Source organism: Paenibacillus sp. PK4536, from assembly GCF_028594455.2.
Lineage (GTDB): Bacteria > Bacillota > Bacilli > Paenibacillales > Paenibacillaceae > Saccharibacillus > Saccharibacillus nuruki.
The window spans coordinates 1,637,487-1,664,228 of the sequence record NZ_CP126313.1 but is presented as its reverse complement, the minus strand read 5'-3'; the positions used below and the strand labels follow the sequence as shown (position 1 = coordinate 1,664,228).

At 39.9% G+C, this 26,742-nt stretch carries 19 protein-coding genes; 9 read left to right on the top strand and 10 right to left on the bottom strand.

Translation table 11 applies throughout. The features are described from left to right. Window positions 1-164: 164 nt before the first annotated feature. Window positions 165-3,185, bottom strand: a complete 3,021-nt coding sequence (locus tag PO903_RS07545; RefSeq protein ID WP_273593042.1) for an ATP-binding protein — start codon at window positions 3,183-3,185, stop codon at window positions 165-167. Next, window positions 3,185-3,577: a response regulator transcription factor gene (locus tag PO903_RS07540; RefSeq protein ID WP_069329570.1), complete on the bottom strand. Its 393-nt coding sequence runs from the start codon at window positions 3,575-3,577 to the stop codon at window positions 3,185-3,187. Before PO903_RS07540 ends, PO903_RS07545 begins: the two co-directional genes overlap by 1 nt. Before the next feature lie 268 nt (window positions 3,578-3,845). Between PO903_RS07540 and PO903_RS07535 the strand changes: the two genes are divergently transcribed. Continuing rightward, window positions 3,846-4,358: a CcdC family protein gene (locus tag PO903_RS07535; protein ID WP_069329571.1), complete on the top strand. Its 513-nt coding sequence runs from the start codon at window positions 3,846-3,848 to the stop codon at window positions 4,356-4,358. A 100-nt stretch (window positions 4,359-4,458) separates the two neighbouring features. Here PO903_RS07535 and PO903_RS07530 read toward each other — a convergent pair whose 3' ends face one another. After that, window positions 4,459-5,472 (bottom strand): NADP-dependent oxidoreductase, encoded by a 1,014-nt coding sequence (locus PO903_RS07530; protein ID WP_069329572.1) that lies wholly within the window; start codon window positions 5,470-5,472, stop codon window positions 4,459-4,461. Window positions 5,473-5,738: 266 nt separating this feature from the next. Here PO903_RS07530 and PO903_RS07525 point away from each other — a divergent pair, with 266 nt between their 5' ends. Beyond that, window positions 5,739-6,719: an L-lactate dehydrogenase gene (locus PO903_RS07525; RefSeq protein WP_069329573.1), complete on the top strand. Its 981-nt coding sequence runs from the start codon at window positions 5,739-5,741 to the stop codon at window positions 6,717-6,719. A 141-nt stretch (window positions 6,720-6,860) separates the two neighbouring features. Here the strand turns inward: PO903_RS07525 and PO903_RS07520 are convergent, their stop codons facing one another. The 6 genes from PO903_RS07520 to zwf all read right to left on the bottom strand — a co-directional run bounded on the left by PO903_RS07520 (window position 6,861) and on the right by zwf (window position 13,735). Next, the gene (locus PO903_RS07520) at window positions 6,861-7,625 is read right to left on the bottom strand and encodes an alpha/beta hydrolase (protein WP_273593041.1); all 765 of its coding nucleotides are present in this window, start codon (window positions 7,623-7,625) and stop codon (window positions 6,861-6,863) included. 566 nt (window positions 7,626-8,191) lie between these two features. Beyond that, window positions 8,192-8,656 (bottom strand): universal stress protein, encoded by a 465-nt coding sequence (locus tag PO903_RS07515; RefSeq protein WP_273593040.1) that lies wholly within the window; start codon window positions 8,654-8,656, stop codon window positions 8,192-8,194. 54 nt (window positions 8,657-8,710) lie between these two features. Further along, window positions 8,711-9,925, bottom strand: coding sequence for an MFS transporter (locus tag PO903_RS07510; protein ID WP_069329578.1), 1,215 nt, complete (start codon window positions 9,923-9,925; stop codon window positions 8,711-8,713). Window positions 9,926-9,951: 26 nt separating this feature from the next. Continuing rightward, on the bottom strand, window positions 9,952-10,371 hold the full coding sequence (locus PO903_RS07505) for a MerR family transcriptional regulator (RefSeq protein WP_069329579.1): 420 nt from the start codon (window positions 10,369-10,371) through the stop codon (window positions 9,952-9,954). A gap of 804 nt (window positions 10,372-11,175) precedes the next feature. Next, window positions 11,176-12,072: a phosphogluconate dehydrogenase (NAD(+)-dependent, decarboxylating) gene (gene gnd, locus PO903_RS07500; RefSeq protein WP_069329580.1), complete on the bottom strand. Its 897-nt coding sequence runs from the start codon at window positions 12,070-12,072 to the stop codon at window positions 11,176-11,178. Between the two features lie 166 nt (window positions 12,073-12,238). After that, a complete protein-coding gene (gene zwf / locus PO903_RS07495; RefSeq protein ID WP_137226316.1) occupies window positions 12,239-13,735 on the bottom strand; it encodes a glucose-6-phosphate dehydrogenase in 1,497 nt (498 codons plus the stop codon). Window positions 13,736-14,184: 449 nt separating this feature from the next. Between zwf and PO903_RS07490 the strand changes: the two genes are divergently transcribed. After that, a complete protein-coding gene (locus PO903_RS07490) occupies window positions 14,185-14,670 on the top strand; it encodes a MarR family winged helix-turn-helix transcriptional regulator (RefSeq protein WP_137226314.1) in 486 nt (161 codons plus the stop codon). Between the two features lie 81 nt (window positions 14,671-14,751). Here the strand turns inward: PO903_RS07490 and PO903_RS07485 are convergent, their stop codons facing one another. Then, entirely contained in the window at window positions 14,752-15,357 is a 606-nt protein-coding gene (locus PO903_RS07485) for a TetR/AcrR family transcriptional regulator (protein WP_137226312.1), read from the bottom strand. A gap of 208 nt (window positions 15,358-15,565) precedes the next feature. Between PO903_RS07485 and PO903_RS07480 the strand changes: the two genes are divergently transcribed. The 6 genes from PO903_RS07480 (at window position 15,566) to PO903_RS07455 (ending at window position 26,707) form a co-directional block, all read left to right on the top strand. Further along, window positions 15,566-16,867 carry an aldehyde dehydrogenase gene (locus PO903_RS07480; protein ID WP_273593039.1) on the top strand — a complete coding sequence of 434 codons (1,302 nt, stop codon included), beginning with the start codon at window positions 15,566-15,568 and terminating at the stop codon, window positions 16,865-16,867. 259 nt (window positions 16,868-17,126) lie between these two features. After that, window positions 17,127-18,650 (top strand): CoA transferase, encoded by a 1,524-nt coding sequence (locus tag PO903_RS07475; protein WP_273593038.1) that lies wholly within the window; start codon window positions 17,127-17,129, stop codon window positions 18,648-18,650. A gap of 286 nt (window positions 18,651-18,936) precedes the next feature. Then, on the top strand, window positions 18,937-20,682 hold the full coding sequence (locus tag PO903_RS07470) for an alpha-glycosidase (RefSeq protein WP_273593037.1): 1,746 nt from the start codon (window positions 18,937-18,939) through the stop codon (window positions 20,680-20,682). A 627-nt stretch (window positions 20,683-21,309) separates the two neighbouring features. Next, window positions 21,310-23,436 carry a BglG family transcription antiterminator gene (locus PO903_RS07465; RefSeq protein WP_273593036.1) on the top strand — a complete coding sequence of 709 codons (2,127 nt, stop codon included), beginning with the start codon at window positions 21,310-21,312 and terminating at the stop codon, window positions 23,434-23,436. After that, window positions 23,433-25,403 (top strand): PTS mannitol transporter subunit IICBA, encoded by a 1,971-nt coding sequence (locus PO903_RS07460; protein ID WP_273593035.1) that lies wholly within the window; start codon window positions 23,433-23,435, stop codon window positions 25,401-25,403. The genes PO903_RS07465 and PO903_RS07460 overlap by 4 nt, the downstream gene beginning before the upstream one ends. Window positions 25,404-25,552: 149 nt before the next feature. Further along, a complete protein-coding gene (locus tag PO903_RS07455) occupies window positions 25,553-26,707 on the top strand; it encodes a mannitol-1-phosphate 5-dehydrogenase (protein WP_273593034.1) in 1,155 nt (384 codons plus the stop codon). The last annotated feature ends 35 nt before the right edge of the window (window positions 26,708-26,742 follow it).

The following is a 26,742-nucleotide window of genomic DNA, read 5'->3' as shown; positions in this document are numbered from 1 at the left end:
TCGGTTGTTATATGTAGTATTGCGATAATATCATATAAAATGAACAGAGTAAATATTTACTATTCTAAGCGTATCACAAAAACACCTTCACACTGAAATGGCTATAGATCAATTGGATCGACTTAGCTCATTTTTTCAGTAGAAGGTGTTCTATGATGGAATGCTTATTCAGGATTGTGAAGGTCTTCTTTAATCCAATCCACTTGAATAAAATCTTCATTTACTTGTAATTCCGCTTCGCCAAGTCCATTTTTTTGCAACGTAGTCTTGACCGTATCTTCATTTTGCATAGCAATTACCAGCCCTGCACTTTTGGTTTTACTCTGAATTAAATGCATCCCTAGCTCTAGCAACCGTTCTACACTAAATGGTTTCTGCAAATAACGTTCATTCGACGTTTCTGCATAATTATCGGGTTGATCTAAAGCAGAAGAGATGATCACAGGCACATGGCGATACGCTTTATTGTTTTTCAGCACTTGAATAAAGTCCCAGCCATTTTGAGGGCCATGAAGCTGTACATCGACCAGACATAATAGTGGCGGTTGCTCACTATATTCTAGAGCTAACAATGCTTCTTCTGCGGTATCCATACGCAAGATCTCGTAATGCTGTTCTTCAAAAGTAGCTCCGATCAGCCGTGCTAGATTTTCATCGTCTTCGATCACAACGATTTTGTTATCCAGTGTACGCAGATGGAATTTAGGCAATTTCACATAAAATGTACTGCCTTTTCCTAAAATCGAATCAAAGTATACTTCTCCACCCAAATCTTCCACGATCTCTTTCACAATTGCCAATCCTAAGCCTGTTCCACCGATCTGACGACGATCTGAATTGTCTACCCGATAAAATTTACCGAACATATGGGGCTTCGATTCTTCAGGTATGCCCAGACCATAATCTTGTACCGCCGCAATCCAGTGGGTATCTCCATCCATCAAACGAATATCGACCCGTTCTTGTCCGGGCGAATACTTAATCGCATTACTGATCAAATTATGCATAATCTGTGTAATCCGGTCACTATCTGCTCGTACCAGACACACGCCTTCAGGCACATCAATACCAATCGTATATCCCTGCTTGTTATCCCATTGCTTGGCGACATTTTGTATAATCGGATTCATATCAAATGGAACCAATGTATAATTCTGCTTGCCTGATTCCATCCGCTGTAGATCTAGAAAATCGCTAATCAGATTAGACAACCGATTCGCTTCTCTATGAATCGTTTCCATGTATTTCTTCGCTTTTTCCGGTTTTACTTCACGATGAAGCAGAATCTCTACAAAGCCTAAAATACTCGCAAGCGGTGTACGCAGTTCATGAGATACAATACTTACAAATTCGTTTTTCAACTGATCGGCTTGCTCTTCTTCTGTACGATCGCGGAATACAAAAAGATGATAATTTTCCAGATTCATTCCTTTGATCATATTCATATACATTTCCATATAATAAATAGAACCATCCCGACCTTGTAGGGAGAACTGCGTTTTCCATTCTTTCGTCTCATTGGTGAGTAACTGTTGAATCTGCTCACTAAGCATCGTATGTTCTACGGTATGCTGATCTAGGTATTGGGCAAGCGAAGTAATATTAGCACCGGTAGATAGTTCTGGATTCACACGACTGACCTGCTGGTTGCAAAACGAAATGGTACCTTCAGGATCACACAGCACTAAGCCTTCGTGCAGAGAATCGATAATTTGCTGAATTGTATCTCGTTGTTGCTTGAGCATCCGCTTTTCCAATTCCAATTCAAGATTGAGTTCTTCCAGACGAACACTTTGCTTACGCCGCTCTTCACTCGCTAATTGAGCTTGATATGCCAGTCCGAATTGCCCGATTAATCCTTCAGTCATCAGCTTGTCTTTGATATGAACCATAAGACTACCGTATGTGGTAAACAGAACAAATCCGAGCACATTCATCTCTTCGTTGAAAATAGGATAATAATGATCGTCAGCCCGCTCATATCCGTGATGAACGCCTTTTTCTTCCATACTTAGACTGCGACTACGTACCACAGGAAGCTTTTCTTCTAACACTTGTAATGCTGGGCCAAATAAATGTTCAATCGCTTCTCCATGTATCGTATGTGGCCATCCAATCGAATACACCATCCGTGAAGAAGCAGGATTACCAATCTCATCTTGCACCACTAACATCAGAGCATCGTGACGAGTAGCTTGCATCAATGCACGCAGACTACTTTCCAAAAAGTCATTCATTTGTGCAAAACCGGTAAGTTTTTCCTGATACGAATTAATCAGTTGTAACTGTGTCTCACGTTCGGTTAATCGTTCCAAAATCGTTTCTTGCTCTTGCTGTTGCATCAGAATCTCTTCATTCTGCGCTTCCAGTTCATCATGCTGTTCTCCCATTTGACGGAGACTTTCTTCCAATTCTTGATGACGTTCTTTCAATTGATCGCTCATATGATTAATACCGCCAACCAGACCGCCGATTTCATCTTTGGAAAACGTATCTTCTAAATGAATATATTCGCCGTGGCTAATCCGCTCGACCACTTGTTCCATTTGAGCGATCGGGTGAATAATCGACTTCCGCAGATACCGAATCAAGATAATCGCTGTGCCTAATCCTAAAAAAATTAAAACAAGCGGTACAAACAGTATTAACGAATTCAAATGTCTACTTTTCGCAATCAGATCATTCACTTCTTGCCGTTCAATCTGCATTAAGCGATCCAGTTCACTGTTGACCGATTGCACCAGACTGGTCGTGATCGTCTGCGAGATGCGATTGATTTCAGCTTGATTATTCTGCTGTTTGAGCGTTTGCATCACTGGGAAGTAACTGAAATACTCTGTGCTTTTACTTGATAATTCATCCAACCGGGAATCTTCAGCCTGTGCTTGTTTAAATGTATTTAATCGTTCAGTAAATGCATCACGACTGGTCTCTGCTTCAAGCAAAAATTCATTTCGATCATAAGCAAGATACGCTCTAAAATCAGACACTGCTGTACGATAATCTTCATCCATATCTTGAATCTGATTTTGCTGATCCAGATGGATATTAATATCATTCGTAATATCTGCTGTTTGTTGCTTAAAAAACCATTCCACCATAAAAATAATAATGCCAAAAATCAGAAAAAGCGCAATCGTCCATAATGCGACGCGACGTGCCAGTCCCCCGCGGGCTGGATTCATTATTCATCCCCTCCGCCGCTGCTCGACAGTAATTCTTCTGCTGCATCCATCAATTGTAATGGACTAAACGGCTTCGACATATACAAAGAGACTCCCGCTTGCTCTGCACGGATTCGATCTTTCTCCTGTGCTTTGGCGGTCAGTAAAATAACAGGTTTCTGCGCATTGACTCCACCACTTTGACGTAGCCATTCACAGACTTCAATCCCTGTCGCTTCTGGCATCATATAATCTAAAATCACAAGGTCAAAAGGGTGACTCGACAGCTTTTCTTGAGCTTGCTTACCATCTTCTGCTTCAACCACGTTGTACCCTTCATCTGCTAATGTTTCCTGAAGCAAAAAGCGTAAAGCCGGTTCATCTTCTGCGATTAAAATTTGATACGTTGTCATTTCATGTATCCCCTTTGTTGTAAAAGATTATAGAATCATGTCTTGCGATGCCAAGATTATATACGGTAATAGATCTCCTCTACATTTTACTATATTTAACTATTTCGACAAAATTGCTTTTGATAGATGTAGGTCTTTATCATCATAAGTAAAATTTTAACAAAATAGACGACTTTACAAGCTTTGCTACCGTCGATCGCTCCTGTTAATATGATATAATGAAAGCGTAATTCCATTTTAATTACAGAAGAGGGGTTTGACCTTTATTATGCTACAATTTAGTCCCTCATTTTTACAGATCGGATCTACTGTTGGTCTTCTAGTGATTGCGATAACTGCTATTTTGGTACGTTCTCGCACCAATCACCGACCGGTTAATGCCAAAAAAATTCTGATCCCACCTATGGGAATGAGTACTGGTTTTCTAATGTTTGTGGTGGCTGATTTCCGGGTATCCTGGATGTGGGCTTTAGGTGCTTTTTTAGCAGGATGGTTTATTTTCTCTTATCCTTTAATTCGCGGTACCAGATTCGAACGTTCAGGCACCGATATCGTGGTTCAGCGTTCAAAAAGCTTTTTGTTTATTTTGATTGGTCTGTTGATGATCCGCTTACTATTGCATCGGTTTATTGAGCAATATATTTCAATTCCGCAGACAGCAGGTGTATTCTTTATTCTGGCATTTGGAACATTATTGCACTGGAGAATCTCTATGTATCGCCAATATCGCAAAATGACTTCAGATCCAGATATCTCGTTGTCTCATCCATCTACCAAATAACAACAAAAAGCCGACTTCTATCTATATAGATAAAAGTCGGCTTTTGTATTAGAGTACACTATTATTAAAGTTCATTGATCTTCGATGATAAAGTATAGGATTAGTCGGTGACTTTAACCAATTGTTTACCTAGATTTTCGCCGCTAAATAATCCAATAAAGGCTTTAGGTGTATTTTCAAAACCTTCTACGATATTTTCACGATATTTGATTTTGCCTTCTTTGACCCAGCTACCCATTTCTTTCAATCCTTCAGCAGCATCTGCGGCATAATCGCCTACAAGGAATCCTTTAAGGAGCACAGTGCGTTTGAGTAATGTCGGTTGAATACGTGGTCCGATATCTGGTTTTTCATTGTTATACAGTGAAATTTGTCCACATAATGGAATACGAGCATTGGTATTGAGTAGATCGATTACAGCATCTGAGATCTCGCCACCTACATTGTCAAAATAAATATCGACACCATCCGGGCAAGCTTCTTCTAGCGCTTCACGGACAGGTTTCTCATCTTTATAGTTAATGACTGCATCGAATCCAAGTTCATCTAACAAATAACGATTTTTTTCTTCTGAACCGGAGATCCCTACAACACGGCATCCTTTAATTTTACCAATCTGTCCTACCAACATCCCTACAGCACCACCTGCACCAGAAACAACCAATGTCTCACCCGGTTGCGGATTACCGATACGTAGTGTGCCAAAGTAAGCTGTTAATCCAGGCATACCCAGTACACCAACAGCTGTAGAGATAGGAGCCAATTCGGGATCGACTTTGCGGCACGTATCCGCTTCTACTACTGCATAACGTTGCCATCCCCATCCACCAACAACGATATCGCCTTCTTGATAACGAGAATCGTTACTTTGCAGAACTTTACCGATAGAACCACCGGCTACAGGTTCATTTAGAGCATAAGAAGCAGCATAAGACTTCGCTTCACTCATGCGTCCTCTCATATAAGGATCGACCGATATATATAAAGTTTGAATTTGCAGTTGTCCTTCTTTAGCTTCCTCCAGTGGTTGCTGATCTATCGTAAAGTTTTCTGCGGTAGGTACACCTTTTGGACGGCTTACCAATAGAATGCGTTCATTTTGAATAGTAGACATCATTTATTCCTCCTTGTTTTGCTTACTCTTTACTATTACCCTTAATCATCTATTCTATCGCTTATTCACACTTTTTTCACATTCTGATCATTCATAATAAATATTAAGTTAACTTTCATGACACACCTGTTAATAATAGACAAAATAAAGTAGTATAATAAAAGATGATGAATACTTAATTGACATTAAAATGCACTTTAGTTGTGTTTTGTATCATATAGATCAATCAACGTTAGAGGTATATTTAGATTAGTAGGAGGTTAGCTATGCGTAGAAAATCAAGAAAAGTCGCTATAGTGGGTGCAGGAATGGTCGGTGCAGGTTGTGCCTATTCGATGATCAATCAATCGATTGGTGATGAGATTATGATGATTGGACGTACACATGAACGTGCAGTCGCTCAAGCTCTTGACCTTTCCCATTGTATGGAGTTCACATCCCATCGGACCAAAGTGTATGCAGGGACATTACAAGATTGCGGAGATATGGATATTGTGATTATTACAGCGGGTGCTAATCCTGTACCCGGTCAGAATAATCGAATGAATATTCTACATGAGACGGCGGCTATTGCTCGTGAAATTACAGAGCCGATTGTCGCAAGTGGATTCAACGGTGTATTTATTGTCGCGGCTAATCCGGTAGATGTGATTACTCATCTAGTATGGCAAATTTCAGGTTTTCCGCGTGAACGTGTGATTGGAACAGGGACATCGATCGATTCTTCCCGTCTCAAAACATTGCTGTCTGATGTCTTTTCAATTGATCCACGCAGTGTACATGGTTATGCGCTTGGAGAACATGGAGAATCTCAATTTGTAGCATGGTCGCATGTAACGATTGGTGGTAAGCCTTTATTGCATATTCTGGATCAACATACGGCTCGTTTTCCCGATCTGAATCTGGATGATATTGCTCGCAAAACCAAAGATGCAGGCTGGGAGATTTTCACTCGCAAAGGGAACACTCAGTTCGGTATCGGTAACGCGCTTGCTTATATTGCCCGTTCGATTCTGAATGATGAACAACGAATCATTGCAGTTTCTTCTATATTAGAAGGTGAATATGGACAACACGATGTCTGTGCAGGAGTGCCTGCAATTATCGGCGGTGAAGGCATCAAAGAAATTATCGAACTTCAACTGACCGCAGAAGAGCAGGTCAAGTTCGAATATTCTTGTCAGCAAATTCGTAGTGGTATCGAAGCTGTTCTTCCTGTGATCATTCCAAATAGTGATGTTGTCTAATTTATAATCAATCTATCTGCTCACTCTAAATAGTGATCAACTTTCAAATAAAAAAGAGCTATACTTCTGAATCATCAGATCGTATAGCTCTTTTGCTTGTATTAGATATTCATTTATAAAGCTATATTATATTCTTTCTAGTTACTCTTCCGAACTCGATGCTGCATCCCACTCTATACCTTCCAGAAATCGGTATACATCCTCAAAGACCAGATCATGTTGCTTGTCCATCGTTAGAATATGACCGGATTGGTCATACCATTTCAGCTCCTTGAGCGGCATAGTCAGATCTTCATAAATAATTCGGGCACTCTCTAGATAAAGCTCTTCATCAAGCTCTCCCTGCATAATCATTGTCGGTGCAGAGATACGCTTCACTTGACTAGCGGTGGAGGCGATTAGTTTACGCAGTTGATCCAGACTGTATAGTGGCTCTTCAGCCAGCTGCGTCAGTTCCTGCTCAATCTGTGGCTCTTCTTTGCCCTCAATAGACTTGAACCAGCGAGCATATTCGAGTACCCGTCTGAGGATATCCTCATTGTCTTTTTCACGTATAGGTGCGCACATAGAGACAATAGCTTTGGCGGGAAACAGAGTTCCCAGTCGCAGGGAGAATACACCGCCCAGTGATACACCAACTACAGCGATCTCTTCATACCCTTCCTGCTCCAGATATTCATAACCGTCTACAGCACTTTTCCACCATTCCGAAGGTTTCGTATGTAGCAGTTCCTCTGGAGTACTGCCGTGTCCTTTATACAGCGGTCCGTGGCAGGTATACCCTCTATCATTCAGAAAACGTCCCAGTTTGCGGACATGCAGTGTATTGCCAGTGTATCCATGTAGCAGTAGAGCAGCCCTTGCTCCTCCGCGATAGGTAAATGACTGAGGTGGAACCAGTTTCATCCGATCATCTCTCCAATTCTATTTTCTCTATATTATAAACAGAATGACTGCTCTAAAAGCAGAACCAGAAGTAAGAATACCATATTTGCTAGCGGTAACCTAATCCACAGTATACGGATCAGAAGTCCTCGCAGTTGTTGGTTATCCTACTTCTGGAGAGAGATTGCCACCTTATTTTGTTACTATGATACCACCGGAATAAGTCACTATATAGTTCGCATTGCCAAAGGCTGATGCAGGAACAGAAAGATCGGATGCAACATTTTGTAAGCGAATTACAGGCAGGATTTTATTTCCCTTCTTCCACTGCGCCACAAAATGAGTAATCCAGCAGATCGATAATAGAATAGTATTGAAGCTGTTCTACCCGTAGTCATTGCTAAAAACGATACTTTCTAAGATGTTGTCTAATTCATAACTACTCTATCTGCTCACTCTAAATAGTGATCAACTCTCAAATAAAAAAAGAGCTATACTTCTGAATAATCAGATCGTATAGCTCTTTTGCTTTAGATTGAGGTCTATCGACTTTATACATCGATAGTTATCTATTTGTATTCTGTGCGTTATTTTACAGTCAATACTGGACAGTTCGCATGCTGGATAACTTTGTGGCTAACACTACCGAGGAATAGTTCAGACATTTTACTCATCCCTCTCGTTCCCATCACGATCAGATCATAATTCTGGCTATTCGCTAGATCACAAATAATGGTCGCTGGATCACCTGTCTGATAATTAATATCATACTGAATCCCTGTAGGATTAAGCACTTGACGATAAGGTTCTGTCATTTCATAACCTTCTTCATTTAACTTGGCATCTACATCGATCCCCAGGGGTGGTTCAGCAACCATCATTACCGGATTGACATGAACTGCTGTAAGAGATGGCTTATTGGATAAAGCTTGAATCAATTCGATTGCTTTCTGCAAAGCTCGATCAGCATGTTCTGATCCATCTACAGCGACTAATATTTTGTTAAATATCGAACTCGTTGGCATCTGCTCTTGGGCTTGAATATCATTCATCGTTATCCTCTTCCTTCTATTATATAGATTTGAACTGTAAATATAGTTCAATGATTAGTGAGCATGGGATACATCAATATCACGTAAATGGCGACGACGTACAATCAATACGATTACCCCGATAAATACCATTAGAGCACCAAAGTAAAATGGCATCTGTGCATTGTACCATTCTGATAATTTACCAGCTAACCAAGGAGAAGCCGCACCACCTAAGAAACGAACAAAGCTATATGAGGCAGAAGCTACAGAACGTTCTACAGGAGCCGATTCCATAACCGCTGTTGTAATCAACGTATTATTAATCCCTAAGAAAATACCGGCTACAATTACAGCTACAATCACGGTCGTTGGTGAACCCATAAATGTACCGATACCCATCACTAACAAGTCGATAGTAAATAAGGTCAACATAACACCCATCGAAGCAGCAAGATTGAAACGGCTTTGTAATTTAGGTGCTACAAATACGGAAGTGAAAGCAAGCAAGATTCCCCATCCAAAGAATACATATCCAAGTCCATGTTCATCTAAGCCCATGACATAAGGAGAATAAGCCATTAATGTAAAGAATCCAAAGTTATATAAAAACGCTACAATCGCTAATGTTTTGAGTGCTGGATAGCTAAGTGCTTTGAACGGATCAGCTAGTGAACTGCGTTTAGTTGGTTTGGGAATTTTGGGTAACACGAATAAAATAAACAAGAAACCAATCACCATCAATACACTAACCCCGAAGAAAGGACCTCTCCAAGAAATGGAACCCAATTCTCCGCCTAGCAAAGGACCGACTGAAATCCCAAGTCCCAATGCCGCTTCATACAAAATAATCGCTTTGGCTGTACCTGATGTGGATAATCCAACGATGGCAGATAATGCGGTTGCGATAAAGAGTGCATTACCAAATCCCCATCCTCCACGGAACCCAACGATTTGAGCAATCGTATCTGATGCGCCGCCCAATGCGGAGAACACAATAATAAGCAAAATCCCACTTAATAATGTCCATTTCACTCCGATCCGACTGGATACAAAACCTGTAATTAACATGGCTAGACCAGTAACCAAGTTATAGCTTGTAAATAATAAAGACACCTGACTTTTACTAGCGTGTAATTGATTAGCAATCGCTGGCAAAATAGGATCGACTAGACCTAATCCCATAAATGAGATCACACATGCAAAAGCAACAGCCCAGACTGCTTTAGGTTGGGAAAACAACCCGCCACGTTCAGGCAGTTCTTTTAAAGTTGATGGTTTGGTACTCATATTGATGTATTCCTCCTTGGAAAACGTTAATTTAATTTAGCGAGTCCTTCTTGAATCCGTTGACGCAATAATTCTGCATCTGCTTTGAACGCATAAATACGGCTTAATTTCTCATCCACCATATGTAGCTGTTGATCTAACGTCTTGTTCATTTCAATCAATTGCTGTCGTCGTTCTTCTTCATCCGTAGTGTTGCGGTATTGCTCGCGCTGATCATTGAGCATCTCGGTTACTTTGACATAATGCTGTAATTCTTGAAGCGAGAAGCCTAGCACATCGCGAGCGTTGATGATTTTTTTGAGCCGATCAATATCGGTCTGACTGTACAATCGTGTTCCGCCTTCACTACGCTGAGGAGAAACAAGCCCAATCTCTTCATAATAACGAAGCGTACGCTTGGTTAAGTTACAGGCTGTAGCTACTTCATCAATCTTGTAGAGAGTCATTTATTATCCCCACCTTTTTTGAAATAAATCTTCTTTTATATAAAAATATTTACATATTAATTATGTAACTATAATACTACTATCTCACGTTAACGTCAATGTTATATCGTAAATTTATATGTACTTTTTGTTATATAATAATTTAATGTAGATTTATTATATTATCTTTATTACGTATCCTCTATCCATATTTATTATTATTAAAATTTATGGTTATATCAGATGATTACGTTTCATTTTATTGTCCTTTTGTGTATACTAAGAATATAAAGAAAGCCTACAGTGGTGGTACACTGTAGGCTGGATCGACAAGAACAGGCAGCAAGTAAGACGACGCTACACTGTCAAACAGCATAAGAAAAACCGCCGAATAAGACTTCTACCTCTTAGTCCCGGCGGTTTTCTTTTGTTTTGCTTTTTTCCAGATTGCGATAACTTTGTTCAATCCAACGATTAAGCTGGTTAACTTGATACCTGCATCTAAAACAATAAGCAATAACTCCAAGTATGACATGGCTTCACGCCCTTTCGGGTTGCGTCGCCATATCATTCACCACCGGCACTTTGTCTTTCCTATCTTATTGTAGCATAATCAACGATCAAAAATAACTTAAATACGTTAAATTGAATTTATAGATTGAGATATAAAAAAAGCGACTCTATTTTAAAATAGAGTCGCTTTTCTCATTCAACCAGAAGAAGTCGCGCTTTGACTGCCAAGCGCTGATGTAAGATATTTTGCTTCGCAAAAATCACTTTTCTATTCAACTAGAAGAAGTCGCGCTTTGACTGCCAAGCGCTTAATTATTGTTTTTTCTCTACAGCGTGTCCGCCAAATTCGTTACGTAGTGCTGCTACAACTTTACCTGTAAATGTATCGTTGTCTAGAGAACGGTAACGCATCAATAGAGATAATGCGATAACTGGAGTTGCCATTTGTAGATCCATTGCTTCTTCAACAGTCCATTTACCTTCACCTGAAGAATGCATGATTCCTTGAATTTCTTCCAAGTTACCATCTTTTGCAAATGCGTTTTCTGTCAATTCCATTAACCATGAACGAATAACAGAACCGTTGTTCCATACGCGTGCTACTTTTTCATAGTTGAAATCGTAAGGGCTTTTCTCTAATACTTCAAATCCTTCACCGATTGCAGCCATCATACCGTATTCGATACCGTTATGAACCATTTTCAAGTAATGACCGCTACCTGATTCGCCTGCATACAAGAAGCCATTTTCAACCGAAGTGTCACGGAATACCGGTTCAACCACGTCCCAAGCTTCTTTGTCGCCACCAACCATATAACAAGCACCGTTACGAGCACCACTCATACCGCCTGAAGTTCCTGCATCCATGTAACGAATCCCTTTTAATTTCAATTCGTTATAACGACGAATCGATTCTTTATAGTGAGAGTTACCTGCTTCGATCACGATATCATTTTCGTTAAGCAATGGAGCGATCTCGCCCAATACAGAATCAACAACACCATGAGGAACCATAATCCATAGGATACGTGGAGATTCTAAGTTAGATACTACTTCTGCTAATGTATATGCAGGTGTTGCACCAAGATCAGCGATTTCTTTAACTGCTTCTTTGTTTAAGTCAAACGCAACAACCTCGTGGTTGTGATCCATCAAGTTTTGTCCAAGGTTCATACCCATTTTTCCTAATCCAACTAATCCGATTTTCATTGTGTAACCCTCCGTGTCTTTTTTGTAAAAGTAGTTGTTACTCACTATCCATAAGTCTTTTCTCTCTTATCTATATCTACAAAGCCAAATCTTGGCTTTAGATAACATGTAGAATACGCTCTGTAAAAACATAGCACAGAGCGTATTACCCAACTTATAATACCTGTTAAACGACTGCTACTGGAGTAGAAGCTTGTACAGGTTGATCTTTTAACCATTGGAATCCTTCAACAGCAAGCAATTCATTGGAAGCTTCTGGACCATACGTACCTGCTGCATAATGATGGATTGGCAGATCGTTATCAGCAAATGCTTCTAAGATCGGCTGTACCCACTGCCATGACAATTCAACTTCATCCCAGTGTGCGAAGAATGTAGCATCTCCACGTAATGCATCATTGATCAGCAATTCATAAGCTTCTGGCTCATTATCTGAACCCACTTTGAATTCAGCAGTCATAGGCTCAAGGCGACCTGTGATGACATTTTTATGATTTAATTGTAGTGTGATTTTTTGATCTGGATTAATGCTGATTACCAACATATTTGGTTGAGCATCACAAGCTACACAGATATCTTCATTTTTCATTACATCTTTAAATTCAATCACAATACGAGTTGATTTCTCTTTCATACGTTTACCGGTACGAATATAGAAAGGAACACCTTGCCAAGAGAAATCGTCTACCCATACACGAGCAGCAATAAATGTATCTGTTACTGAACCTGGAGTGATGCCTGGCTCATCTTGATAAGAAGCTAATGCTTTACCATTGCTTTCACCCGCACTATATTGAGCACGCACGATATGTTTGTGCGCATCTTCTTTAGAAATAGAACGTAAAGATTCAGCAATGTGTTTTTTGTGAGAGCGTACATCGTCTACGGTGTGACCAGCAGGCAATGTCATAGCTGTCATCATCAACACTTGCAACATATGATTTTGCATCATATCACGAATAGCACCCGTATGATCATAATAGCCTGCACGTTCTTCAACACCAACTGTTTCTGCTGCTGTGATCTGTACATTAGCAATATGACGGTTGTTCCAAAGAGCTTGGATCGCTGGGTTCGTAGAAGCTAAAGATTCCAAGTTTTGCACCATTGGTTTACCCAAGTAGTGATCAATACGGAAAATTTCTTCTTCTGCAAACGTTTTGCTTAACTGTTCATTCAATTGACGAGCAGAAGCTAGATCATGTCCAAATGGTTTTTCAATAATCAGACGTTTCCAGCCTGTTGTTGTTCCAAGTCCACTATCTTTAATGTTTGTAGCGATCACTTCAAAGAATTCAGGAGCTACAGACATATAGAACATGCGATTTTGAGGAATATTTAATTCGGTTTCACGAGCTTCAACGATTTTGAGCAGTTCTTGATAACCTGCTGTATCATCAACATTTAAGATATGGTAACGGATCGAGCGAAGAAAAGCATCTACCGATTCGCGATTTTCTGGTTTGTTACGTGAGAATTCTTCTAACGCCTGTTCTACGTAAGTTTGGAATGTAGCATCATTGAACGATTTTCTTCCTAAACCAATAATTGAAAAAGCTTCAGGCATTTTGCTATCTACAAACAAGTTATACAAAGCAGGGAAAATTTTACGTTTTGCTAAATCCCCTGTTGAGCCGAACAATACAAAAGTCATTGCTTCCATTCGTTTCTCCTCCAAAGTACCCTACTCCAACACATTTTCTATTCTATCGTGCGGGTATATTTGATCTAATTAAAATATGGTCATTTTACACTTGCCGAAAAGATACGGTTGATATAGCAACTATATCGCCAAAAAATAAACGAGCATTTTTTATTATGTACGACTTTACATAAAGGAAGTCGTCGCATATCCAAATCTCGCTTTAAAGTCAATCCGTCGTTGTGTCTCTTTTGTGACAGACACTGTTTACAAAATCCACAATAGACCTTGTGTCGAACAATGTCAAGGACAAAAATGAAAGTTTCAGAATGAACATTACTTATTCCGTCAATTTATTATCGGTATTTTGATACTACTTGTGAATAGCTTCGTTGACAATAACGGTTACAAGTGATAGTCTATTTTTGCACAAAAGGTTGCTATAACAACTAAAACAGTAGGTGAATGCTATGCCTTATGACGTAGAAAAGAGTTATACCGTGTTGATTCGCGATGTTCATTTAGCAATCTCCGGTCATATCAAAAATAAATTAGCTCCTTTTAACCTCGCACCTGAACAAAACTTCATTATGATGCTGTTATGGAAAAAAGACGGCATTACGCAAAATGAAATTGGCGAGCGATTAGGGAAAGACAAAACAAACATTACACGTATGATTTCTAATTTGGAAAACAAAGGCTTTGTCCGTAAAATCACATGTACTGATGATCGACGTTGCTTCAAAATCTATCTTACCCCCGCAGGCGCACAACTTGAAAATGAAGTCTGCCCTGTGATGGAAGAAATCGGTCAGGAACTGGTGGATGGAATTTCGGCAGAAGAACTTGTCTTGTTGCGCCAGCTTCTTACCAAAGTCCGTGATAACGCCAGCACAACTGCTCCTTCTCTTTGTCCAATTATCGCTTCAGAATCCGTACCTATCACTAATCAGTAATTAATCTTTCTAGCTTGTATAGATATCAGGTAAATCCTCTTTAGATTTAAAGAAGCGGGATTTGCCTTTTTGGCATGTCTGTTACTCTTTATCCTCCGCATACATCCGAATAATCTGAATCGGCCCACGTGAATTCAGTTGGATCATCTGTTCTGTCATTTTCTCAGGCGTATAGGGCATATCGTTATCTAACCACCAATAAATAACGCCTACATAAGCAGAACCAATATAACTAGCGATCACATCTTTATGGACAAATAACTTATCATCATCAAACCGCGAAAACTTTTCCTCATAAAAAGTAGTAATATACTCCTTCATGTATTCAATAAAATTAATACTGGCTTTGCGTTCAAACATCACCCGAAAAAATTCTTTGTACTTAATCACATACTCAAAAATTCTTTTCGCAATATAGCGTTGCAGATCATCAATCGAAGGATTAACAACCGATGCTTCTTTGGCATCTCCAAATAATTCGCCCAAAATCTCATCGGTGGTTGTATATAATAAATGATCTTTTGTTTCATAATGTAGGTAAAATGTTTTACGGTTTAAGGTGGCAAGGTCGGTGATGTCCTGAATTGTAATCTGTGCATACGGTTTGCGATCCATCAAATCGATCAGTGCATCTCGTAATAAATGGCGTGTACGTTGCACACGAGGATCTACCTTTTTGTCTGGCAACAGAATTCCTCCTTCTATTTTGTTTCATGTTATATACCCACTTTATACACAGTTGTCGCTTTTGCCACACCTTAATACTGTTTGGTTATTGTAACTATACGATCAATAGCGTATAATTCAATTTATCACAATTTAATATGAAAATTTATTCATATCAACCGAATAGGTTTGCAAATCATAAAAACTAAATTCAAAGGGAGTTTTAAATATGACAACAGCACATGAGTTGGTTCAACAACAACGACAATTTTTTAATACAGGTAACACCAAAGACGTAACATTCCGTATCCAAGCATTGAATCGCCTCAAAAAAGCAATCGAGAAATTCCATCAACCGATTTTGGATGCTTTGAAAAGCGACTTGAACAAATCGGAGCCTGAAGCTTTCGGTTCTGAGATTCGTATCGTTTTAGGCGAAATTGACTTTACACTAGAACATTTAGAACAATGGGCAGCACCACGTGAAGTACCTACTGCTTCTACGTTGCCAGATTCGACTAGCTTTATTCATCCAGAACCTTATGGTGTGGCTTTGATTATCGCACCGTGGAACTATCCTTTCCAATTAGCATTCGGACCGTTGATCGGTGCAATGGCAGCTGGAAATAGTGCAGTGATCAAACCTTCTGAATTAACACCTGCGGTATCTAAAGTGACTGCTGAACTGATTGCAGATACATTCCCTAGTGAGTATATCGCTGTTATGGAAGGCGAAGTAGAGACCAGTACAGCATTGCTTAAAGAAAAATTCGATTATATCTTCTTCACAGGTAGCACAGGTGTAGGTAAAGTTGTTATGAGAGCAGCGGCAGAACATTTGACTCCAGTGACATTGGAATTAGGCGGTAAAAGCCCAAGTATCGTTCACAAAGATGCGAACTTACAAGTGGCAGCGCAACGCTTAGCTCGTGGTAAGTTCTTGAATGCAGGTCAAACATGCGTAGCTCCTGATTATCTATTGGTGCACGAAGATGTACGTGAAGAATTTATTTCTTTATTACAAGCTGAAATCAATGATAAATATACAGAGAATGCGACTCAAAATCCAAACTTCCCACACATCGTGAATCAACGTAACTTTGATCGATTAGCGAAATTTTTGGAAGATGGTGAATTCTTAATCGGTGGACGTTCGATTCGTGAGCAATTGGTTATTGAACCTACACTACTTGGTAATGTCGATTGGACTTCACCGGTGATGCAAGAAGAAATCTTCGGACCGATCTTGCCAGTGATCGAATATAACGACCTTAATCCTATTCTAGACGAAATCGTACAACGTCCAAAACCATTGGCTCTATACTTGTTCACCAACGATGAAGAAGTACAAGACCAAGTATTCAACACTGTTTCTTTCGGTGGCGGTTGTATTAACGAAACACTATCTCATATGACTTCACACTACCTACCTTTCGGCGGTGTTGGTGATAGCGGTATGGGTTCATATCATGGACAACAAAGCTTTGAACTATTCTCTCATCACAAAAGCATCCTAAAACGTAATTCATAAGAGAATGATTTTAAAAATAATTTAAAACGTATATAAGCCAAAGTAATCTTCGCTAGAACGGATATGCTTCCTTTGTAAGGAACATGACCAGAAGATGCTTTGGCTTTTTTATTGATGTTGTATAGACTCCTTTCTTTTTTACCCAATTTCAAGATATCTGTGGCTTTATCCTCATTTCTTATCACACTGGTTATTGAGTGTCACTTTGGGTAAGTTTATAATTATATGTATACATTTACTTATGGATGGAGTGACAATAATGAACGATACCACAAATATAGAAATGAATACGATTGATCACATGAAACAATGTATTTTGGATGCTCAGCATAATCGTCTTACTCATACGGACTTTGATATTCACACAGAATTGGAAAAAGTATTACAAGATATCGGCTTATCTTCCGCAGATAGTGGCGGAGAAATTTCATTTACAGGGAAAGATCCGATTGTCCCTAGTGTACTGCGTTTAGCTAGTTCTGCTGGAATCGGAATGGTTGCCAAGTCTGTGGCAGCCGCTAATCTCTGGCGACTTCGTGGGGGTAAAGGTCAAGATATATCACTGGACTTGCGTAAAATTCTACATCGACTATCCCCTTTTTATGATCGCAAATGGGAGAAATTAAACGGATATTCACCTGCTAGCCCTTCCGATCCTAGTCAAGCACTCAAATTCGGCTTTTATGAAACGAAAGATCATCGCTGGGTGATGCCACTTGAACCTTATCCTAAGCTCAAAATCAATACGTTAAAATTATTAGATTGTGCTGATACACCGGAAGCTGTAGCTAAAGCCATCTCCAAATGGAATGCCAAAGATTTGGAAGATGCTGCTGCTAAAGTAGGCGTAGTAATGCCGATGGCACGTACATTAGAAGAATTTATCGAAGAGCCTACATTTGCAGATGTTGCCAAATTACCTCTTATTCAAATTGAAAAAATCGGCGAAAGTGAGCCTGAACCGTTGTCTCAAGGTGTATCTTCTCCACTTGAAGGTATACGCGCATTAGGAATGGGACATGTGATTGCAGGTGCAGGTATAGGACGTGCACTGGCTCTTCAAGGCGCAGATGTACTTAATATCTGGCGACCATCCGATTGGGAAGTAGATACCACTTATTACACCTCTAGTGTAGGTATGCGTTCTTCTACTTTAGAGATTGGCGAACCTCAAGGTCATGCTAAAATGCAAACATTACTTCAAGATGCGGATATCTTTTTTGCGAATCGTAGACCTTCATATCTGAATCGATTTGAACTAGATCCTCAGCAAGCTGCTGCTATTCGACCAGGTATTATTCATGTATCGGTTTCCCTTCATGGTGAAGACGGTGTCTGGGCAGATCGGGTAGGATTCGATCAGACGGCTGGAACAGTGACAGGTGTGATGTGTCTTGAAGGAACACCAGAGAAACCACAATTACCCGCTATTTTGGTGGTTAACGATTATATTATCTCATGGCTCGCTGCTGCTGGCGCCATGGCGGCATTAGCCAGAAGAACACAAGAAGGTGGCAGTTATAAAGTACACATTTCGCTTAGTCGTGTGTCCTTATGGTTGATGTCGATGGGTATTTTTGATAAAGATTACGCTTATACTACAGCAGGTTCTTCGGACGAACATCTGTATCTTGATCCTGACTTATTTACAGCAGAAACGGTCTGTGGAGATTATCAAGGAGTGACCGATCAAGTTCAAATGTCTGAGACACCTGGGCATTACAACACTGTACTTGTCCCTAGAGGATCTAATCGCCCTGAATGGTTGCCAAAAAATCTGTAAAGTTAACCTTTCATTTATATATTCAATACAGATCATATACAAGTATCTTTTATGAGTAGTAATGACTGCTTATAAATAATTTCGGATCTTCAGCAATTTGGTTATGATAATAAGCTTAGATATGGCTTGTTATCGTAACCTTTTTTATTCTTCTATTTCTTCTAATAGATAAGCTACAGACCTGCGCCGATGTAGAGCTTAACTAATTGGTTCCATCAATTCTTTTTCGGGTATAAATCGATAGAGCAAAAGCACTATCATACATATTTTAATAGGAGGAACATCTATGTTAATCGAAGCTGTCTATCATCGTCCCAAGCTGAATTGGGGCTATCCTTATGATCTCAAAACGATTCATTTGCGTCTACGTACCAAAAAGCAGGATGTCAAAGAAGTCTGGGCTTTGGCTGGAGACAAATACATGTGGGAAAAGTCCAAAGAACGTGTACAAATGCATGTTTTTGCAACAGATGATTGGTTCGATTATTGGGAATGTGAAGTTGTTCCTCCTTTCCGCCGTATCAAATACGGATTTCTTCTTAAAAATGATGACGAAGAAATTTGGATGGATGAAGATAAATTTGGCAAAGAAGAGCCGAAAATGGATCGTTTATTCGATATTCCATTTATCAATCCAGTCGATGTATTTACACCACCAGCATGGGTAAAAGATGCTGTTTTTTATCAGATTTTCCCGGAGCGATTTGCTAATGGTGATCCATCGATTAACCCTAAAGACACATTGCCATGGGGCGAAAAGCCAGAATGGTTTAACTTTTTCGGTGGTGATCTGCAAGGGATTATCGATCATTTAGATCATTTGACGGATCTGGGTATCAATGCGATTTATATGACACCTATTTTCAAAGCAACGACTAATCACAAATACGATACAGAAGATTATATGGAACTTGATCCTCATTTCGGGGATAAAGAAACATTGAAGAAATTAATTGCAACTTGCCATGATAAAGGGATTCGAGTGATGTTTGATGCGGTGTTTAATCATTCGGGTAAAACATTTGCTCCATTTGTCGATGTACAGGAAAAAGGCGAACAATCCAAATATAAAGATTGGTTCCATGTACGTAAATTCCCGTTAGCTGTAGAAGACGGTATTCCAACGTATGATACATTTGATTTTGAGCCATTGATGCCGAAGCTGAATACTGAAAATCCAGAAGTTAAAGAGTATCTACTCAATGTAGCGAAATACTGGGTCGAAGAATTTGGAATCGATGGTTGGCGCTTAGATGTTGCGGACGAAGTGGATCATCATTTCTGGCGTGAATTCCGTCAAACGGTGAAAAGTATCAATCCAGACGTCTATATTTTGGGCGAAATCTGGCATGAATCTTCTCCATGGTTACAAGGCGATCAATTCGATGCTGTAATGAATTATCCGTTCAAAAATGCGGTAACAGATTTCTTTGTTGAAGATACTACCGATGCGTTAACTTTTGCTCATGCGATTGGGACACAGATGTCACGCTATCCTCGTCAAGTAACCGAGGTATCGTTCAATCTACTAGATAGCCATGATACCGCTCGCGCGCTCACACTCGCTAAAGGCAATAAAGATCGTCTCAAATTAGCGGTAACTTTCCAGATGACGTATAGTGGTACTCCTTGTATCTATTATGGAGATGAGTTTGGAATGGAAGGCGATAATGATCCAGATTGCCGTCGTTGTATGATCTGGGATGAAAAAGATCAAGATTTAGAGTTATTTGCTTTTTACCAACAATTAATTGCGCTACGCAAGCAATATCCGGCTCTACGTCAAGGGACGTTTAAGTTCTTGCATGCCAAAGAAGGTAATAATGGACTGATCTATGAGCGTTCTGATGATAAAGATACATTTGTCATCGCAATGAATAGCTCCTCTGAACCTGTAACAGTAAGTATTGATGTGAAGACGACACAATGGGAAAATATGTTGGATCACACCACACTTCATGTTGAAAATGGACGTCTAGAAGAGCAGCTACCTGCTTTTGCATTTGTTATTTTAAAAGCTGTTCAATCCTAAAATCGATAGATATAGAAACTACCTGTATGTTAAAAGCCTGCTTTCTTTATAGAAAGTAGGCTTTTTTATAGTTTTTTTATAATTTATTCCATATGTAATCAGCGGTAGACGATCTCTTATTATGCATATCATTTATCATTTTAAAGTATTTATTCGCTTCATCTTTAGATAAAAGGATTCCCTTTTTTTACAATAACATATAGAGTATTGAATTTTATATTAAGTATTGAGAACAAGGTTCCGATATTCAAATAGATAAGCTTTTTTTACATTTTATTCAAGTGTTTCAACAAGTATTATTTAGGTTTATGTTATACATTGTTTAGTATTTTAATTCAATTTTTATCATTTTTTGTCGAATATCTTTTACAGATTTATGCGACTTTTTACACCCTTTTTTTGAAAAAGAGATCTCAATTTATCCTTTTTCGTCATTCGCTTTTCGCTGCTTATTCGCTCCCTCTTTACCTTTGTCCCTTATACACAAAGGACAAATCGTATCATCTTTCAATTGATATCTTCATCTTAAAACCTTAAACTTTGAAGTATTCACTACTAGTTCTTATTTCTTAGCCCTATGTTTATGATATCGTTTTCAATCGGACTTTGGAAAGGAGGATATCGATTTTGGAGAAGCTGACCGCTCGCCTCACAATGATGCTACAGTTTCTGGTTGCCTCTCATGGTGACTATATTACAATCAGGGACTTGTCCGATCATCTAGATGTGAGTGAGAAAACGGTCAAGCGTGAATTGCCGAGCGTTGAAGACTGGTTGCATCAAAGACAGCTAACCCTGATTCGCAAACCGGGTACAGGACTTGCACTGGAAGGTAGTCCAGAACATCTGGCTATTGTACAGCAAGAACTGGAAGAACAGACACCGAAGAAAGACTACACCCGTGAAGAAAGGCATTACTTCATTATTAGTGAACTTTTACTTTCCAAAGAACCGATTAAGTTATACACCTTTGCTTCACAGTTCAAAGTCACAGAAGGCACACTCAGTAACGATCTCGATCGAATAGAACAATGGCTTCAAGCTTTTGAGATTACATTGATTCGCAGACCGGGCTTAGGTGTCTATATTGAAGGAACCGAAAGTAGTATCCGTTCTGCACTGGTACATCTTCTTTATGAAAGTGTAGATGAATATCAGTTGAATCATCTGGTACGTGACCGTTTCCCTACCGAAGAACAACCGGGACGCGTACAATTCCATATCCGCAACCGCCTGCTGAACCTGGTTGATGATGGAATGATGAACCAGCTTCAGCAGTACTTGAGTGATCTGGAACGTGAAATGCATATGAAATTAACCGATAGCGCGTATATCGGGCTTGCTGTTCATTTAGCACTGGCGATTGAACGTATTCGCAGAGGGCAACGTATTACAATTGCTCCACGCATACTGGATGAGCTTAAGCAACTAAGTGAATTTGAAACAGCACGTACACTTGCGATCAAGTTAGAACAGTCTTTCGATATTATGATTCCTGAAGATGAGATGGGTTATATCACCATGCATTTGAAAGGCGCCGAAACAAGACTGAGTGTCGAATCTGATCCGTATTATGAGCATGTCAGCTTTGAACTGGTCAAGCTTGCCCGGGATGTTCTGAAAATGGCGGAAAGTGAAACTGGCTTCGAGCTCAAAGGAAACAGCAAGTTATTTGCCGGATTTATCAATCATCTGGGGCCTGCGGTAGAACGTCTACGATTGGGTTTAGATATTCGTAATCCTCTACTTGCTCAGATCAAAGAACAATATGGTCCTACCTTTGAAGTGGCACGTAAGTGTTCTACATTACTTGCTCAATTTACAGGTAAAGAAGTACCGGAAGCAGAGATTGGCTATATGGCAATGCATATCGGAGCTATGTCTGAATATGCCGCCGCTCAGAAAAAACCATTTAAAGCCTTAATCGCTTGTGCAAGTGGTATGGGGACGTCCAGTCTGTTATCTGTTCGAGTCAAGCGTGAGTTCCCAACACTGCAAATTATTGATGTGGTCTCTTCTTCTGAAGCGGTTCGCTTAGAAAAGCGGGCTGACATTATTATCTCGACCGTAGAAGTAGATAGTGTGATTCCAACGGTACGTGTATCGCCTTTACTTTCATCAGAAGACATTATCGATATTCGAACAGCTTTATCCAAGCTAGATACTTCTCATCATGCACAGCATGAATTACAACAATCGATCCATCCGAGTGTACGCTTAACTGAAACGCTAAGTACACACAAAGAAACACTGACAGGCATCTTAGATCTTACGCAAGGATTAGCAATACGAGATGGATACAGTGCTACTTCTGTGACTGACTTGATTCATCAGATAGCCACCACTTTTACAGCTTCTGCTGAACGGGCAGACGTATTAGAACAAGAATTACATGAACGTGAACGATTAGGTGAAACGGTACTTTCACAAGATGGATTGATTCTATTACACTGTCGTTCCTCTGTCGTACCCAAACTATTTTTAGGCGTGATGCGATTTGCACATCCGATATCAGCTGCTTCACAATCGGTTGATCTGTATGCGGCAATTGTACTGCTTGCTCCTAAAGACAGCAGTAAGTCCTATTTGGAAGCAGTCAACGAAGTCAGTAAATCACTGATTGATCGCCCTGGCTTTGTCACTAGAGTTGTATCGGGTAGTGCGGTCGAATTAACGGCTGAAATTTCTAGTCTAATGAAAGATTTATACACTCGCAAAATTGAACAATATATGATGGAGGTCGAACAATTATGAGTTCTGTGCAGACAGCTACAAAAGAAAGAAAAAGTGCTCGCGATCGCGTTCAAGGGTTCGGACGTTTTCTAAGTGCTATGATTATGCCGAATATCGGTGCATTTATCGCTTGGGGTCTACTGACAGCACTATTTATTCCAACAGGTTACTGGCCTAATGTTGATTTAGCAACAATGGTTGATCCTATGATCAAGTATTTGCTTCCTTTATTGATCGCTTACACAGGTGGTAAAGTTGTAGCAGGTCATCGTGGTGGTGTACTGGGTGCGATTGCCGCAATGGGCGTTATCGTGGGTGCCGAGATTCCAATGTTTATCGGTGCGATGATTATGGGTCCACTTGGTGGATATGTGATCAAACAGTTCGATAAATTGATCGAAGGTAAAGTAAAAACTGGTTTTGAAATGTTGGTTAATAACTTCTCTGCTGGTATTATCGGGATGTTGCTTGCGATTCTTGGATTTGTAGGTATTGGTCCATTAGTTGAAGCATTTACAATGTTAATCGAATCAGGTGTTAACTTCTTAGTTGCTCACAACCTTTTACCATTGGTTTCGATCTTCGTCGAACCAGGTAAAATTCTATTCTTAAACAATGCGATTAACCATGGTATCTTTACACCACTTGGTGCGCAACAATCTCTAGAAACGGGTAAATCAATCTTCTATCTTTTAGAAGCTAATCCAGGTCCAGGTCTTGGCTTATTGTTAGCTTACTGGATCTTCGGTAAAGGAACAATTAAAGGTTCTGCTCCAGGTGCTATCATTATTCAATTCTTTGGTGGTATTCATGAAGTCTACTTCCCTTACGTCTTGATGCGTCCAATCTTGTTTGTCGCTGTTATCCTTGGCGGTATGGCTGGCGTATTTACAAATAGTATCCTAGGTAGTGGTCTAACCAGTGCGGCTTCTCCAGGTAGTATTTTCGCAATCTTAGGTCTAGCTCCAAAAGGTGGTCATCTGGTTGTATTAGCAGGTGTAGCCGCAGCAGCCATTGTTTCCTTTATTTTCTCAGCGATCTTCTTACGCAAAGCACCAAGCGATGAAGATTTGGAAAAAGCTCAAGCCGCTTCTAAAAACATGAAGTCTGGCGGTAACGCTGGTGGACCTGCTTTGACATCGGCTAACGATCTTCAAACAGGTGAAGTTCGCAAAATCGTATTTGCTTGTGATGCAGGTATGGGTTCAAGTGCTATGGGTGCTTCTTCTTTCCGTAAAAAAGTACAACAAGCCGGCTTGCCTATTAACGTAACTAACACAGCGATCGATGCGATCCCTTCTGATGCAGATATCGTTGTTACACAGCAAAATCTAACCAGTCGTGCGAAAGGCAAAGCGCCAAATGCACAGCATGTATCCATTGATAACTTTATTAACAATCCGATTTATGATGATATGATTGAACGTCTCAAAGCAGCTACAGCAGGCAATGCAGATTCTTCGATTCCAGATAATGCTGCGGGTGTGAAAGAAGAAGTCAGTAATGTATTGAGTCACAATGCTCCACATGTGGTACAAGATACAACAACAACTTCTAATGCAGGCTCTAGTATTTTGCGTAAAGAGAATATTGTTCTAGGTCTTACCAGCACTTCTAAAGAAGATGCGATTAACAAAGCAGGCGAAATGCTAGCCGCCGCTGGTTATGTCAAACATGACTATATTGCAGCGATGCATGAGCGTGAAAAAGTAGCTTCCACTTATATCGGTAACGGTGTAGCGATCCCTCATGGTGTCGGTGAAGCGAAAAAACAAATTCAAACATCCGGTATTGTTGTTCTACAATATCCAAATGGTGTGGAATTTGAAGGCGGTACTGCTTATCTTGTCATCGGTATTGCAGGTGCAGGTGGAGAACATCTTCAAATCCTCACTAAAATTGCAGAAACGATTGAAGATGAAGCGACTGTACAACATTTAGCTAAAGTAACAGATGCTGAAGAAATCTATCGCACATTCTCTATCTAATCCTATAGTTATTCCGGTTGAATCAGCAGCGATTTCGTTGCTGATTTAACCTGTTTATATCTACTTTTGCTTATATAAGCTACATCTAAAGGTATTATTTTGTTTTTGACAGGATGATTACCTACAAATACTTACGGAGGTGCAATATTATGAAAAAAGCTATTCAATTTGGTGCAGGAAATATCGGACGTGGATTTATTGGTGCTTTATTATCAAATGCAGGCTACCATGTGGTGTTTGCAGATATTAACGAACAGATGATCAACGAATTGAATGAGAAAAAAAGTTACCAAATTCATATTCTAGATCTGGAAAAAAGTGTGGAAACGATTACCAATGTATCCGGTTGTTTGTCTAACGGTACAGATATTGTTGATGAAATCGCAAATGCAGATATTATCACTACGGCGGTAGGTCCTAACGTACTGAAATTTATCGCACCCACGATTGCACAAGGGATCGAAGCTAGACGTAATGCTGGTGGCGGTTCACTGAATATTATCGCTTGTGAAAACATGGTAGGTGCAACAAGCCATCTACAAGAGCAGGTGTTGACTCACCTTTCAGAAGAAGGCAAAGCGTATGCTGAAGAACATGTAGGCTTTGCTAACTGTTCTGTTGACCGTATCGTTCCTCCTTTCCAGGGTGACAGTATTCTAGATGTAGGTGTAGAAGCATTCCATGAGTGGATTGTCGAAGAGCCTAAGCTTAAAGGCGGTACACCTGAAATTGCAGGCATGAAATTGACAGACAATCTGGTTGCTTATGTACAACGTAAATTGTTTACACTCAATACAGGTCATGCGATTACGGCTTATATTGGCTTCTTGAAAGGTCTAGAAACGATCGATCAAAGTATTCAAGATGAAAGTGTACGTGCGATTGTACGCCCTGCGATGGAAGAAAGCGGCGCGGCTCTTGTGCAAAAACATGGCTTTGATGCGGATGAACATGCGAAATATATCGATAAAATTGAAACTCGTTTCAAAAATCCGTATATCCGTGATGAAGTAATTCGCGTCGGACGTGAACCTTTACGTAAATTAGGACAAGCCGATCGTCTTGTAGGCCCTGTAAAAATGGCGACTGAATTCGATCTTAGTCGTGATCATTTGCTTAAAGGAATTGCAGCGGCATTCCATTATGACAACACAGCTGATCCTCAATCTGCTGAACTACAAGGACGTATCCAAGCTGAAGGCTTCGGCCCTGTGGTAAGCGACGTTACTGGATTTGCCAAAGACAGCGAAGACTACAATAAAGTCATTGCCGCTTACGAAGAATTGAAGTCTTTAAAAGGCTAATATAGATAAATAGCTTATTTTTATAATTAAAACTC

Excerpts from the sequence above, each read along its gene's own strand:
- PO903_RS07545 (WP_273593042.1), bottom strand. The coding sequence starts at position 3,185 with ATGAATCCAGCCCGCGGGGGACTGGCACGTCGCGTCGCATTATGGACG.
- PO903_RS07540 (WP_069329570.1), bottom strand. The coding sequence starts at position 3,577 with ATGACAACGTATCAAATTTTAATCGCAGAAGATGAACCGGCTTTACGC.
- PO903_RS07535 (WP_069329571.1), top strand. The coding sequence starts at position 3,846 with ATGCTACAATTTAGTCCCTCATTTTTACAGATCGGATCTACTGTTGGT.
- PO903_RS07530 (WP_069329572.1), bottom strand. The coding sequence starts at position 5,472 with ATGTCTACTATTCAAAATGAACGCATTCTATTGGTAAGCCGTCCAAAA.
- PO903_RS07525 (WP_069329573.1), top strand. The coding sequence starts at position 5,739 with ATGCGTAGAAAATCAAGAAAAGTCGCTATAGTGGGTGCAGGAATGGTC.
- PO903_RS07520 (WP_273593041.1), bottom strand. The coding sequence starts at position 7,625 with ATGAAACTGGTTCCACCTCAGTCATTTACCTATCGCGGAGGAGCAAGG.
- PO903_RS07515 (WP_273593040.1), bottom strand. The coding sequence starts at position 8,656 with ATGAATGATATTCAAGCCCAAGAGCAGATGCCAACGAGTTCGATATTT.
- PO903_RS07510 (WP_069329578.1), bottom strand. The coding sequence starts at position 9,925 with ATGAGTACCAAACCATCAACTTTAAAAGAACTGCCTGAACGTGGCGGG.
- PO903_RS07505 (WP_069329579.1), bottom strand. The coding sequence starts at position 10,371 with ATGACTCTCTACAAGATTGATGAAGTAGCTACAGCCTGTAACTTAACC.
- gnd (WP_069329580.1), bottom strand. The coding sequence starts at position 12,072 with ATGAAAATCGGATTAGTTGGATTAGGAAAAATGGGTATGAACCTTGGA.
- zwf (WP_137226316.1), bottom strand. The coding sequence starts at position 13,735 with ATGGAAGCAATGACTTTTGTATTGTTCGGCTCAACAGGGGATTTAGCA.
- PO903_RS07490 (WP_137226314.1), top strand. The coding sequence starts at position 14,185 with ATGCCTTATGACGTAGAAAAGAGTTATACCGTGTTGATTCGCGATGTT.
- PO903_RS07480 (WP_273593039.1), top strand. The coding sequence starts at position 15,566 with ATGACAACAGCACATGAGTTGGTTCAACAACAACGACAATTTTTTAAT.
- PO903_RS07475 (WP_273593038.1), top strand. The coding sequence starts at position 17,127 with ATGAACGATACCACAAATATAGAAATGAATACGATTGATCACATGAAA.
- PO903_RS07470 (WP_273593037.1), top strand. The coding sequence starts at position 18,937 with ATGTTAATCGAAGCTGTCTATCATCGTCCCAAGCTGAATTGGGGCTAT.
- PO903_RS07460 (WP_273593035.1), top strand. The coding sequence starts at position 23,433 with ATGAGTTCTGTGCAGACAGCTACAAAAGAAAGAAAAAGTGCTCGCGAT.
- PO903_RS07455 (WP_273593034.1), top strand. The coding sequence starts at position 25,553 with ATGAAAAAAGCTATTCAATTTGGTGCAGGAAATATCGGACGTGGATTT.